Source organism: Nostoc sp. (genome assembly GCF_035638895.1).
GTDB lineage: Bacteria > Cyanobacteriota > Cyanobacteriia > Cyanobacteriales > Nostocaceae > Nostoc.
Window position 1 is genome coordinate 1 of record NZ_DASQZC010000243.1, and the last position, 13,257, is coordinate 13,257.

At 38.1% G+C, this 13,257-nt stretch carries 11 protein-coding genes and 1 pseudogene; 6 read left to right on the forward strand and 6 right to left on the reverse strand.

All coding sequences use genetic code 11. The features are described from left to right. The 6 genes and pseudogenes from VE944_RS11665 to VE944_RS11690 all read left to right on the forward strand — a co-directional run. Positions 1-114 (forward strand): transposase (locus VE944_RS11665; RefSeq protein WP_324976939.1); only part of this gene is annotated, 114 nt, incomplete at its 5' end. A 76-nt stretch (positions 115-190) separates the two neighbouring features. Continuing rightward, a pseudogene (locus VE944_RS11670) lies at positions 191-568 on the forward strand (Uma2 family endonuclease); the annotation flags it as partial. A 196-nt stretch (positions 569-764) separates the two neighbouring features. After that, entirely contained in the window at positions 765-1,367 is a 603-nt protein-coding gene (locus VE944_RS11675; RefSeq protein ID WP_324976906.1) for a Uma2 family endonuclease, read from the forward strand. Between the two features lie 511 nt (positions 1,368-1,878). Then, positions 1,879-3,066, forward strand: coding sequence for a hypothetical protein (locus VE944_RS11680; protein ID WP_324976910.1), 1,188 nt, complete (start codon positions 1,879-1,881; stop codon positions 3,064-3,066). Positions 3,067-3,105: 39 nt separating this feature from the next. Further along, complete coding sequence (locus VE944_RS11685; RefSeq protein ID WP_324976913.1) at positions 3,106-3,825, forward strand: hypothetical protein; 720 nt, start codon at positions 3,106-3,108, stop codon at positions 3,823-3,825. Positions 3,826-4,131: 306 nt separating this feature from the next. Further along, positions 4,132-4,317, forward strand: a complete 186-nt coding sequence (locus VE944_RS11690) for a Uma2 family endonuclease (RefSeq protein WP_324976916.1) — start codon at positions 4,132-4,134, stop codon at positions 4,315-4,317. Between the two features lie 637 nt (positions 4,318-4,954). On the opposite strand, the gene VE944_RS11695 is transcribed toward VE944_RS11690, so the two are convergent. The 6 genes from VE944_RS11695 to VE944_RS11720 all read right to left on the reverse strand — a co-directional run. Then, on the reverse strand, positions 4,955-7,135 hold the full coding sequence (locus VE944_RS11695) for a GumC family protein (RefSeq protein ID WP_324976919.1): 2,181 nt from the start codon (positions 7,133-7,135) through the stop codon (positions 4,955-4,957). Positions 7,136-7,921: 786 nt separating this feature from the next. Continuing rightward, positions 7,922-9,670 (reverse strand): carbamoyltransferase family protein, encoded by a 1,749-nt coding sequence (locus VE944_RS11700; protein ID WP_324976923.1) that lies wholly within the window; start codon positions 9,668-9,670, stop codon positions 7,922-7,924. Between the two features lie 29 nt (positions 9,671-9,699). Further along, positions 9,700-10,467 carry a glycosyltransferase family 2 protein gene (locus VE944_RS11705; protein WP_324976926.1) on the reverse strand — a complete coding sequence of 256 codons (768 nt, stop codon included), beginning with the start codon at positions 10,465-10,467 and terminating at the stop codon, positions 9,700-9,702. A gap of 262 nt (positions 10,468-10,729) precedes the next feature. Next, positions 10,730-11,779: an acyltransferase family protein gene (locus VE944_RS11710; protein WP_324976929.1), complete on the reverse strand. Its 1,050-nt coding sequence runs from the start codon at positions 11,777-11,779 to the stop codon at positions 10,730-10,732. A gap of 199 nt (positions 11,780-11,978) precedes the next feature. Beyond that, positions 11,979-12,665, reverse strand: a complete 687-nt coding sequence (locus VE944_RS11715) for a class I SAM-dependent methyltransferase (protein ID WP_324976933.1) — start codon at positions 12,663-12,665, stop codon at positions 11,979-11,981. Between the two features lie 102 nt (positions 12,666-12,767). Next, on the reverse strand, positions 12,768-13,257 hold a 490-nt coding region (locus tag VE944_RS11720), incomplete at its 5' end, for a glycosyltransferase (protein WP_324976936.1).

A 13,257-nucleotide genomic window follows, 5' to 3' on the forward strand; every position in this document is an offset into this window, starting at 1 on the left:
GTTGTGGAAGGCATTAATAACAAACTTAAGCTAATTAAACGTTCCGGCTATGGATTTAGAAACTTTGACAATTTCCGAATTAGATGCTTGTTAAATTGGCATTTGAACTATTAGTTAAGCATACTATGTACTGAAGAACCAAGTTTTATTAAGAATCCAGTCACCAGTGTAACTTGACGATTACTCGGAACCGGAGCCAGATATTTCAGTGGTGAAGCTGAATCCATTAGATTATGAGGATCACCATCCCGATGCTTCCGAAGTGTTTTTACTGATTGAAATAGCTGATTCCAGTCTCAAATATGATCGAGAAGTCAAAGCGATGGCTTCGCCAACGCCAAGGGCGAACGCTTATGCTAAGTCAGGTATTATTGAGTACTGGATTTTAGATGTCAATGGACGCAAGTTGTATATGTATCGTCTCCCTAGTCCAGACGGATATCACAGTGAGAGTATACTTGCAGAGGATGTGACAATTTCACCTTTAACTTTTGGTGATTGTGCGATCATTACAGCGCTTCCGGCTATTATGCAATACAGTTTTCCTCTTGCCCCTTTCCTATCATAGCTTTCAGCTTTGAGGATGTACCTCATAGCTGCTGGAAGTGCTGTATTCGGGAATTATTGCGAAAAGTCTAGGAGGCGATCGCATTAAGCAGCTACCAGATAAAATACTAGAGCATTAGTGCTTGATCAAGGTAGCAATAAAAAGAACCTTTTCTTTTCGCTATTCTAAAAAAGTGAATCATTGAGAGATCGCGCTGATGGTTGCTTTACCCGACAACATTTTGATGAGTGCAGAAGAATATTTGGTTTGGGAACCCACCCAAGAGGAACGCTACGAGTATTGGGATGGTGAAGTTGTGATGATGAGCGGTGGTACGCGCAACCATAATCGGATTTCTCTCAATTTCTCAAAGCTTTTAGATGATGCTCTAGCCGATGTCTACGACGGGCTACGCCTACGCACCTGTGAAGTATATATTGTAGATGTAAAGGTGCAGGTAGAACCGGGGCAAAAGTATTTTTATCCAGATGTGGTGGTGACTTGCGATGAACGCGATGACGATCCACAATTGCTACAGTTTCCCTGCTTAATTATCGAAGTGCTATCACCTTCAACTGAAGCAGCCGATAGGGGGAAAAAGTTTGCCAAATATCGCCAATCTTCAACCTTGCAAGAATATGTCTTAGTACAAGTAGCTCAACCGGGTGTGGAAGTGTTTCGGCGCAACGAACAAGGGAAATGGGTGCTGTCGGAGTATAATTTGGGCGATATATTGCGGCTAGAATCGGTGGATGTGGAAATAGCGATAGCTGATTTGTACAGACAAGTGCAGTTTGAAACCGAAGCCACCGAAGAATAAAATCCCTTCCAGATAATCTAGTGATGATCGATACCGCAGATATTGTTGATCTCAGCATCGCCAGTCTTTGACAAGCGTTTCAAGATTGTAAAGAAAAATATGGGTAATGGATAGTTTTTTAAGGGGAGTTGGGGGGATTAAAATCCTGGGGGGCAACTCTATAAGACTTGTGTCTACACCATAGGCTTACTAAAGAGAGGAGCAGGTTTTGTGTAGCAAAACCAAAGTGAGGTATCTGCATGATAAACCTTAAATCAGTAAACCAAAAACTTGTGTATACACCGTAGCTCCGTAAGCGAGGAGATAAAGCGTAGCTTTTGTGGTGTAGAGTTATTCGGATTTAGTAAGTAATCAAGCGGATATGATATAAATCCTAATTTTATATCCTGCCCTTTGCTCCTCTACTGGCTTAATTGCATAGATTTACGTAATATTACTATTTTAAATTAGAGATTTTGCGTATAAATTACTGGTGTATTTTCGGAAACAATTTTACAAAAGGAATATTTTGATGGATAAAATACAAAAAATGGTCAAAAGTAGTAATACCTACAAAGCTATTACTGTTAACTATGCTTCGTGGAATTTAGGGACAATCTTGATAGCTTTTCTTTTACTATTGACAGGTATTTTTAGCAAATCGTCACTTGCTGCGGATAATATTGTTTCTGAAAACCAAGAAGTTCAGTTGAGTACGTCTCAAAGTCTGCAAGCATCTTTTATGTCTGAGCTTAATTTACAGCCGAATATCAGCTTGCAGCAAAGGTTTTCGGCATCTAAAAAAAGTAATATTGTTGCTGAATTAGAGACTGCAAGGATTCGTGATGGTTTTACTGCTAATGTTAAGTCTGGAACTTTTGATACCGATACATCCTCTTATACATTGAAGCAAAAACAACCTCAGCTTTTTGTACAAACAGACTCTTCAGAAATTTTGGGCGATACTTTTGGCGAGACTAATAAATTACGCCAAGAACTTTTAATTGATCCTATCGTGACGCTAGGTGAACCGCCAAAAGCCGCCCCTGGTTCAACTGCGGGTACTCCTTCTGCCTATGGTGCAAGTTTTGGCCAAGCCTATATTGGTGGTGGTTTAATTTTCCCTTTAGATGACGATAGAGATAGGGTAGATGGTTCTTTGTCTGTTGGTTTTGGTTTAGGAAATGCGGCTAAATCTGTAGGATTGGAAGTTAATGTCAATATTACTAGTGTAGGCGGTGGTGATAGTTTTGATTTTGGTGATAGTGGCGGTGTAGGTTTTAAGCTACACAGATATTTGGGTGATGGTACATCTGTAGCTGTGGGTTGGTCAAATCCTATTAAGTGGGGAGATGTTACCAACGCTAAAGATACTATCTATGGAGTAGTTACTAAGTCATTTGCCCTGCAACCAGATAATCTTAATAACAAGTTACCCTTAACTATTTCGGTAGGTCTTGGTAGTGGTGTTTTTCGTTCTAAAGGTGCAATAGAAGCAGATGATAATTCTGTGAATGTTTTTGGTAGTTTAGGTTTGAGAGTGATACCTCAAGTATCTTTAGTAAGTAGCTGGACTGGAAACCGTCTCAATATGGGCGCATCTTTTGCTCCCTTCAACAACACCCCTATAGTCATCAATACTATTTTCACAGATGTTACTAGTAATTTTGATACTGGCTTAGGTTTTGCGTTGAGTGCAGGGTACAGTTTTAGGTTTTAAATGCTGAGTGATTTTGAAATTTAATAAACAATAAAAACAATGAAGAAACAACGGTTTGTTCTCACTTTTGCTCTAACATTCACCTTTTGCACTTATCTAGTTGGTGCGCCGATGAGAGCAAATGCTGGTAAAACTAGCATCACAGGCGGTAGTGAAGATTCTTCTTCCTCATCTGGGGGTAATTTTAACCCAGTAAATGCACAGCCACCTGTTGAACCTGCACCTGGGGTTAATGTGGAATTTAATGGTAATGGTCGCCTTAATATACCAATAGAAGTTCAGAATAGAGTGAATGCAACTGTTGCTAATATACTCAGTCAAACTTCGGCTACAAATAGCCCATATTGCAACATTATAGTTATCTTATTGGGTGGGTCGAATGCAGAAGCAGCAGCTAATCAGCTACAGGTTTCTATAGCAAGTTTAGGGGTCTCATCATCATCTGTAAAATCGCTGGTAAATGCTTTATTGGGTCTAGCTGGAAATAAATCAGCAACTGCATTATGTGCTCCTATAGGAATATTACAACCAGTGCAGCTAGTTGGTAGCACTAAAGGATTAACGCCAGATTTAGTGATATCTCAGAAGGGAGAAACACCAAATGTAGATATCAATCAGCTCAATAATGCTATTACTGCTTACAACAATATTGTGATGGAAAGCAGTCCTGAAGTGCTGCAAAAGCTTGCAAAAGATCCACAATTTTTAGAAGTTGGGAAGCTACTTAAGCAATTAAGATATGCTCTGAATAAAAGTTAAAAGTTAGACAATGGAATTCGCGGCTATACAAACAAAACGCACCTCCGTGGGTTTCAAATTTTTGAGTCCGCCTACGCGGACTACCCTTCTCTTCGAGAGGCTGCGCCAACGGGAAGGCTTCTCTACAAGACGCTACGTGAACGCCTACGTTTGTGTAGCCGCGATTTCTAATCTAGCGTGTTTCTTTGGCAGCGAATTCCTTTTGATGCAGATGGTGAAGTACCCAATGCCTTTAAAATTTATCCTGATTGGACGATAGAAATTCTTTCACCCGACTAGAAAGCTAATAAAGTTATTAGTAATATTTTGCACTGTCTCAAGCATGGTACTAAGTTGGGATGGTTAATTGACCCTGAAGACCGAATAATTTTGGTATTTATTCCTAGACAAGAACCTGTGGAGTTGACTGGTAACGATACTCTTCCGATTCCTGAATTTTTAACGCTGGGTTTGACCGTCGAGCAGATTTTTGGCTGGTTGAAAGTAGGCTGATTTTTATTTTCGCTTGAGTTTGGAAATTAAAAGTTATTTGAGCTGCAATTGGTTACTCTCTGGTTAAAGCTAGAGGATTGTTGTTTTCAGAATCACAATTATATGAAATGAAACGCCTAGAGAAATAATACCGCTAGTAAATTCTTTAATACCAAATTTATGTGAGGCTGCATAGAATAAGTTTGTTGTCTGGCATGGAGTTTCAAGCGTTTTATTCTGTGCATCTTCATAAAAAATTGGTATAACTCCTTTACGGATAGTCTTTTATCCCACCCTAATTCTTTTTAAACCAGCAGTTGTCAATCCGATTACAGTTAGAGAAGATAAAACGCCGTTTTACTGCACCCTTCAATTGAGTTGCTGTTTCTTTAACCAGACTTGAGAACGAGTCAGTTAATTTAATCGACACTCTGAGATATCCAAAAACTTGAACCTTACATCATTGAATTTACTAGAGAAAGGGGAGTTAAGGATGCCGTCGGAATCCCGGACTCCCCGCTTTGTACAATGATTATCATTCTTATTGATTGGGGATTTTCTTTTTTGGAAGTCCCTTATCTCTATCTCGGCTCAATATCCTGAACAGTTATGAATAGTTGAAGGTCGTCGGCTCAAATCCGACTGCTGGCTTCATGTTTTATTCATAATAACTATTGGAGCTATTAAAGCTATTTTTTCTACCGTTGCTAACTATGCCTAATATATTCAACCGGGCAATTTTCAGGTTATCTAAAGCCATTTTGATCATTGAAGAATTTGTTTTGTGAATCCTGACTACCATCAAAAGCCCATCAGTGTGAGGTGCTATGATGCTGGCATCAGCTAATCCGAGCATTGGAGGGGCATCATAAATTACTAAGTCAAACCTGTTATGGAAATCTGCCATTAATTGCTTCATCTTTTCAGATGAGAGCAACTTTGTGGGATCTGGTGGTATTGGTCCAGCGGTTATTACAGATAATTTGCTCATGGAAGGTAGCTGTCGAATTACTTCTTCCACTGGCAAGTTTGTAGAAATTAAATTACTTAATCCCCATAGATTATTTAAATTTACTCGCTCGTGAATTACGGGTTTACGAAGATCAGCATCTACAAGTAGCACTCGTTGTCCCATTGTCGCAGCTATTTGAGCTAGATGGATGGCAACCGTAGACTTTCCATCACCAGGCATAGCTGAACTGATAATTATAGAGCGAACCGGGCGATCGGAACTGAGCAGTTGAATGTTTGTATAAAGTACCCGTAAGGCTTCTATAAAATTTATAGAATAGTCTCTATTTTGTTTATGTGGTAGGATATTTGAACTAGTAATCTTCTCAGAAATAAAATTTTGTATTTTGGCTAAGGAAAGCTTTTGGTTAGAAGGATGGTTTTCCTTCGTTTCAACTTCTTGTCCAAAAGGAATATTTCCCAAAAATGGCTGTTTGAGCCTTTTTTTCAGTTCATCAACATTATGATAGGTATTATCTAGCTTTTCCATTAGCAAAACAATACCAATTCCTGAGAGTATACTTGCAACTAATCCCAGCATCAAATTCCGTTGGGTAGAAAAAGCATCAAGAGGAATATCTGTGGTAGTTGGTGCTTGAAGTAATTGCCAGCCAAGAGCTGATTGGGATATTTCAATTTGAAGATTTTCGTGGGTTGATAGAAACCGATTTAAACTCTCATTAGCAATTTGTAATTTCCGCTGTAAATCAATATACTGTCGTGCTAAAACTGGCAGTTGCTTGCGTTTTTGGGCAATTTTCTGTTCCATTTTGGCAATTTCTTGGCTTTGTACTTCTAACCCTTGAAGCTGCGTCGCCACTTCTGCAAACTTTACAGCTAATAATTGCTTTTCTTCTTGACGTAGTAAAGGTAAAAGATTAGCTCGTTTTTCTTTCAATGTTTGAATGATTGGATTATCGTCTTGAAAACGAGTTGATTCTATAGCAATCTGAACATCAAATTGGCGGATTTGAGAAACCATCTGCTGATACAAAGGAGAATTATTCAGCGTTGTTATTACCCCATTTTCTCCTTGTAAGATAGCAAAATTGGCACGAGCTTGAGCTAATTGTAGATCAATTACTTGCTTTTGTTGAGATAACTCAACAGTTAGTAAACCAATTTGGCTATCTTGGCTTTCTGGATCATTAAAATTATGCTTTTGTCGAAAATATTGCAAATCTTTTTGGATTTGATCAACCCGATTTTGTATAAATGGCAGTTGTTTTTCAACAAAGTGAACCCCTTGACGTAACTTGGTTTGCCTCTTTATTTGACTATAGTCTAAGTAGTTATCTGCAATTCGTTCTAGTACAACTTGAGTCTGCTTTGGATCGGGGCTTTGATAACGAACTTCTATAATCTTGGTTTCTTCTAACCGATTAATCTTTAGAGATTTGAGAAGAGAATAATAGTCGATTTCTGGATAGGAGGCTTGCAAATTTTTAATGGTTGTTCTCATCAGTTCTGGACTCTTCAGAACTTGAATTTGGCTTTCATAATCTAAATTAGACTTTTGTAAGTTAAAGTCTTTGACAACATCCACAGTTTTGCTTTCATCATTCACAGGTTCCACCAACAGTTGAAAACTGCCTTCATATTCTGGGGGTTTTCGGTTTAGCGCCAAGTTCGTAACTACAATTGTAAAAACACCAATAGTTACACCTGCCAAGATTAGCGATCGCCGCCGTAAAACACTCAGAAATTCTTGTAAGTTCCAATCGTCTTCTTGTTCTTCAGCCCACCGAACAGGCTGAATTTGAGGTAATGGAGTAATAGAGTTATTACTGCGATTAGAATTTGAAAATTGAGAAGTATAATTTTCCATTATGTGTTTAATACTTGGTGATACACTAAATTGAACTCAGTACAAAGGCTTGAAAAAGTTTAAGTGAGGTAGTTGAAACACAAGCAAGAATATATACAAAAATCCATATTTAGATATTCTCTTATGATAAAAGCTCAGTATCTATTCTTAAAAGGAGCAACGCGATTTTGTGAGGTAATAAAAATTGGTAATATTAAGCTACCTGAATTTTTAACGATCGCTACCTATAAAAGATGGAAACAGGAAACTTAGCCCTCTGTTTATTGAGAATAAGCCCTGCTAATTAAGATAGAAAATCCGATCTCACCAAATCGCGTTGCTGCCTTTAAGAACGCAGTACGTAAGAGAGGAAGCCAAAAATATAAACTTAGTATATTCTTGCTTCAACTATACCAATAGAATTTAAAGATTGGTAGGAAATATTAAGTACCAAATATCACGCTTGCCTTAAACTTAGTACTCAGGGTACTAAAGCTGATCAGATTAGAGCTTTTTCAAGCCTCTTTTGTCTTTGTCGTCTTTTTTGTTATTCCTTGACCTAGTAGTTTCCCTAAATACATCTGTTGCCAACACAGCTTCCGCGCTACTCCCTACTGCTACATATTTCTGTCTCTGCTGTTGCACTTGGTTTAAGCTAATGTACTTTTAATTTGCATAACCAGGGCGGGCAAGATGCTTACCCCACAATAGTTTTACTTATATGTAATATGCAAGTTAAATGTCCAACAGCTTACCTCAAGAGTTTACTGTGCTTGCGGCTATTTTTCACCTTGACAGGGCTACACCTTACACCTTAGATTCTGATTTAATATCTTTGCGTTCTACATAATAAGAACCCAAAACCAGGGCATCCATGTGAGTTCTCAAGAAGCACTGGATAGCTTCTGTAGGTGTGCGGACAATAGGTTCATTTTCATTAAGGGACGTGTTTAAAACGATGGGAATACCAGTACGTTGAGCAAAGGTATTAATTAAGTCCCAATAAAGAGGATTGGTTTTGCGACTAACGCTTTGTAAACGTCCAGTACCATCAACATGGGTGACAGCCGGAATTTGCTCTCTTTTTTCAGGGCGAATTTTAAAGACTTTTTCCATGAATGGTGCTGGTTCATCAATCTCAAAGTATTCGCCTACCTGTTCTTCAAGAATACTGGGAGCAAAGGGACGGAACTTTTCCCGGAATTTGATTTTAACGTTGATAATATCCCGCATATCAGCACGACGTGGATCGGCGACGAGGGATCTGTTACCCAAAGCCCTAGCAGCAAATTCCATTCTGCCTTGGAACCAACCAACTACTTTACCTTCACAAAGGGCGTCCACAACGTGATGTAGCAGTACTTCTCTTTCTAGATGTTTAGGTTGCAGATTATGACCTTGGAACGCTAACAAGCATTCTTCATCAGAAAATTCTGAACCCCAATAGGCATGATCTAAAACAAACTGACGTGGTTGTTTGAGTAGATTATTCCAGATAAAGAAGGCTGCGCCAATAGATGTACCATTGTCGGCAGCACCCACAGGAATATAGATATTTTTAAAGGGAGTATTTTGAGTAATTTTGCCATTAGCAACGGAATTCATGGCGACACCACCCGCCAAACATAGATTCTCACTCTTACAGCGATCGCTCAATCGATTGAGCAAATGAAAAATGATTTCTTCCGTCACCGCTTGCACAGAAGCTGCGATATTTTGATGCTTTTGGGTAACGTCTGATTTGGAATGTCGCGCCGACCCCAATAATTTTTCGAGTTCTGGGCTATGAAAAGGTTCAACAATGGGCGCTCCATTTTCCCACTTCATGGCAATGCCTTGTTCATGGTGAGTGAAGTAATCTAGATTCAACTCAAAACTATCACCTTTGGGATAAATAATTCGTCGAAATGCTTCCAAATATTCTGGTTCTCCATAAGGTGCTAATCCCATTACCTTATATTCATCTCCATAGGCGGGGAAGCCTAAATAAAGGGTGATGGCATTGTAAAGATAACCGATGGAGTGAGGGTAATGAGTACGAGAAAAGTAATCTAAATGGTTACCTTCACCCGCAGCGGCCAGCGTACTTACAAAGTCTCCCATACCATCAACGGATAAGATAGCTGCTTTTTGAAAAGGGGAAATGAAGAAGGCGCTGGCTAAGTGAGTTGTGTGGTGTTCCAGGTTATGGATTGTAGCCCGAATCTCTTCAGGTGTAGAATAAAAAGCTTCTGCTAACTGTTGCTTAAGACTCGTAGATTTACTTTGTTTGTTAAACCGATCTAAAAGTGATGATAAAGAAGGGCGTTGTTGGAGGGTGAAGAGGAGTTTGCGATTTAGGTTGGCTTTGGGGTTAAAGGATACCGCTACATGATCCAAATCGGCTGCACTAATGCCACCAACTTTGAGGCAATAGCGAATAGATTCTGCGGGAAATCCAGCCCAATGTTTAACTCTATTAAACCGCTCTTCTTCAACTGCGGCAATTAGTTGGCCATCTTGGACAAGACAAGCTGAAGCATCACCGTGGTAAGCGTTAATTCCGAGAATATTCATTATTATTAAGTTTCAGTAGATTTTAATGGTTAATTTTGAAGTTTTTCGGCTTCTATCAGGCGAATTGCTAGTAAAATTTCTGCTAACACCCTCTGGAGTGCATAGTACCAACCATGCCAGCCGTCTAGAATACCACCTTTCAAGATCAGGCAGTAAATTAAGATGATTAAGGGAGCTAGAATTTTTTGTTTACGGATGCGATCGCCTAAGCTGAGTTCACTTGTGGGAGTTGCTAGCAATTTCTTGGCTTCTATCACCATGTAGCTATCCTGTGCCCATAGCCAACGACTTAGAGGTTTGCGATCGTCGTGGTGAATATAACCAGAAAGCATTTTTGAGTTGCCATTTACCCAAACCCGATGGGCATGTCCATCATCTTTGTAAATCGCTTTTTCTTGCTTGTAAAGAACTGTTCGGGGTGGAAGTAGAGTGCCACGCAGCGGCTTACCAAAGACACAGTACTTAAAACTAACACTGTAGCTATTTGTATCAGTCTCAGCTTTTAATGCATTAATTTCATGAATGAGTGCATCAGTTAAAACATAATCTGAATCTAGGGATAGTACCCATTCAGATGAAATTTTTCCTAATCCATAGTTACACTGAGAAGCAAAGGAATCAAACTTATTTTGAAAAACTTTTATTTGAGGATAGGAATACAAAATTTTTAAAGTTTCATCTGTGCTGTAACTGTCAATGACAATAATTTTCTTTGCCCATGTGAGACACTGGAGAGTGCGATTAATATTGGGAGCTTCGTTGTAGGTAAGGATAAGAGGGGTAATTTCTTCTAGCATTTGTTAAAATATCTAAATAAATTATTTTTATTAAACTAGGGTACTAGAAGAAAGCGTAGACTTCCAAAGGTAGAAAAATCTACCTGCAAATTTAAACTTGATATCTGTATAGTTTTCTGATTCTAGTAGTGCATTCATTGTTGCTACAGAAAAAATTAAAACTTACGTGCTGCAAGAAACGCCATGCTGTACTAGCTTATGCTCGGTCGTAATGATTAGTTATGCCTCAATCATTTCTTAGCGTGATAGTGAATTAATATTATTATACTTTTGGAGCTAGTTTATCTCTAACTGCAAGCGAAAATTTCTCAACGATTACGTAAAATAAATATCCAAAAATAAAGATAGCAATCACCATTAATAACCATGTTACAAAAGAATTTAGTCTAAATATTTTTGACAATCGAATAAAAATGTGGATGATTAGTGCATGTGTCAAATAAATACTGTATGAAGACTGAGCAATAAGCTTTGTTAACCTCCTTGAAGATAAAGCTAAAGGCTTACTCTGCGATAAAGCAGAGATTAATAGGCAAAATAGAAGTGCTAAAATTGTCAACCCAAATTTGTACATCCAGTACTTAGGAATAATTGGTATTGCAAGGATAAAAGTTATATTTAATAGGTACACAGAGCTACTGAACTTGGAGATATGTTCGATATATATAGGCTTGTAGGCTGAATAATAGGATGCCAAAACTCCTAGTAGAAGTCCATCGAATCTAAAATGAGAGGCAGTTAGATAAAAACCAAATTTTTGAATATTATCATAATCCACAATAAAACATCTAAACAACATAGGTAAAAATGCTGTTAGCCCAATTATCAAAGGTAAATAATCTTTAAAGCCTAACCTTTGAATCATAGCTATAAAAAGTGGAAGTAGTAAGTAAAAGTGTATTTCTACACACAATGACCAACTAACCAAAAAGAATGGAATTTCTGTATAATAGTTTTGCAAAAAAAATAAATAACCAAAGTTAAAAGATTGACCTTCTAATATCCATACAGGTAAAAATGAAAGAATGAGAGCAAAAAAATATGGCGGTGCAGTTCTTAGAATTCTCCTCTTTATAAATTTAGGCATATTTATCTGTCCATTTTGATTTTTCTCAGACCAATACAAACCGCCAATTAAAAAGCCACTGAGTACAAAAAATAAGTCAACACCATACTGCCCTGGATCAATAAATATAGTTATCAAGCTTGAGCCAGCAACCATTTGCGTGGTATGGTACAAAACCACAGCTAGGATTGCAATAACTCTTATTAAATCTAAATTGACAATTCTACTTTTATTTTTGGAACTCATTATTATTTAGATATTATAACCACTGGATTTTACAGTTAACTCTTATCTCTACAACCATATAGCACAAACATTTTTGGCATTGCATAAATGCGGGATTAATGAGCAGCTGATACTATTGAAAATTCGTTATAAATTGTGTTAAATTTCATCCTAAATTTAGCAATACCAAACTTTTTATTTGCGGATGCGAGCACCTAAGTTAAAATATATCAGGATCAGATGAATCCCCTACTAAAGTACTAGAACACAACATAGACTTCCAAAGATAGGGAAATCTACCTGCAAACTTAAATTTGATGTTTGTATAATCTTCTGTATCGAGTAAAGCAGTCATAGTTGCTACAGAAAAAAACTTTATATGGCCTCCATCCCAGAGAGTAGTAAAGTGTTTATCCATTTTACCGGAAACAGCAAACATAAGATTTTTGAGATAGCCATGATAAGGGGTAGTAAGAATTAAACGGCCATTTGGATTGAGGCATTGTTTGGCATTTCTAACTAATTCTTTAGGAGCGAATAAATGTTCAATTACCTCAGTAGCAATAACAATATCAAACTTTCCTCCTAGTTCTGCATAGGGTAGATTGTAGATAGTGCCTTCAATAAAGCGGCAGTTGGGGAAAGTCTGATTAGCTAATTTAATACCTGACTCAGATTCCTCAACCCCAACAACTTCATAGCCTTGGTGTGCAATTAAGTTGCTCAAACTGCCATTACAGCAACCAATATCTAAGATCCGCAGTTTTGTCTTATGTTCAAAAAGATCAATAGATTCAGATATCATCTCCATTAGAGGTTTAATGAGATAGCTATGGTGGTGCCCTGGCTTACTATCGGAATAAGAATACTCGTATTTGTCAGTAGATGAAATCATAAGTAATGCCATGTTTTAAATTTATTAGTGAAATCAATTTTAAGGCTTAGGGCGTAAGGTGTTTCGCGCCTGAACTTGTTGGTTATAAGCGATCGCTAAAGCTGTCTAGTACTACTATCTTGACGCTCCCCGCTCTAAAGACACGGGGTTTTCATGCGTTTTACTTACAATATCTTGATAAACTGAAACCAATTTTGAGGCTATACTATCCCAAGTATAATTTTCTAATATCAATTTACGTGCGCGATCGCCCATCTCCTTTGCCTCCTGCGGATGATTTAGAGTCTGCTGTATAGCAGAAGCGATCGCAGCTACCTCAAACTCTGCAACATAGCCAAGGTGCTCCTGCGCTACCATATCAGCTACAGCAACACCAGGAGTTACTACAACAGGAACACCAGCAGCTAAAGCTTCCATAACTGCTATTCCAAAGTTTTCGGAGTACGAGGTGAGAGTAAATAGGTCTGCACCTTGCATTAATAAATCTTTCATTTCTCCTTTAACAAATCCTGTAAAATGGGTGCGGTTTTGAATGCCATGAGAGACAAGCAGAGATTTAACTTCAGTTTCATATTCTGGGGAACCAGCACCTGCTAATACCAAA

Excerpts from the sequence above, each read along its gene's own strand:
- VE944_RS11715 (WP_324976933.1), bottom strand. The coding sequence starts at position 12,665 with ATGGCATTACTTATGATTTCATCTACTGACAAATACGAGTATTCTTAT.
- VE944_RS11705 (WP_324976926.1), bottom strand. The coding sequence starts at position 10,467 with ATGCTAGAAGAAATTACCCCTCTTATCCTTACCTACAACGAAGCTCCC.
- VE944_RS11675 (WP_324976906.1), top strand. The coding sequence starts at position 765 with ATGGTTGCTTTACCCGACAACATTTTGATGAGTGCAGAAGAATATTTG.
- VE944_RS11700 (WP_324976923.1), bottom strand. The coding sequence starts at position 9,670 with ATGAATATTCTCGGAATTAACGCTTACCACGGTGATGCTTCAGCTTGT.
- VE944_RS11685 (WP_324976913.1), top strand. The coding sequence starts at position 3,106 with ATGAAGAAACAACGGTTTGTTCTCACTTTTGCTCTAACATTCACCTTT.
- VE944_RS11680 (WP_324976910.1), top strand. The coding sequence starts at position 1,879 with ATGGATAAAATACAAAAAATGGTCAAAAGTAGTAATACCTACAAAGCT.
- VE944_RS11710 (WP_324976929.1), bottom strand. The coding sequence starts at position 11,779 with ATGAGTTCCAAAAATAAAAGTAGAATTGTCAATTTAGATTTAATAAGA.
- VE944_RS11695 (WP_324976919.1), bottom strand. The coding sequence starts at position 7,135 with ATGGAAAATTATACTTCTCAATTTTCAAATTCTAATCGCAGTAATAAC.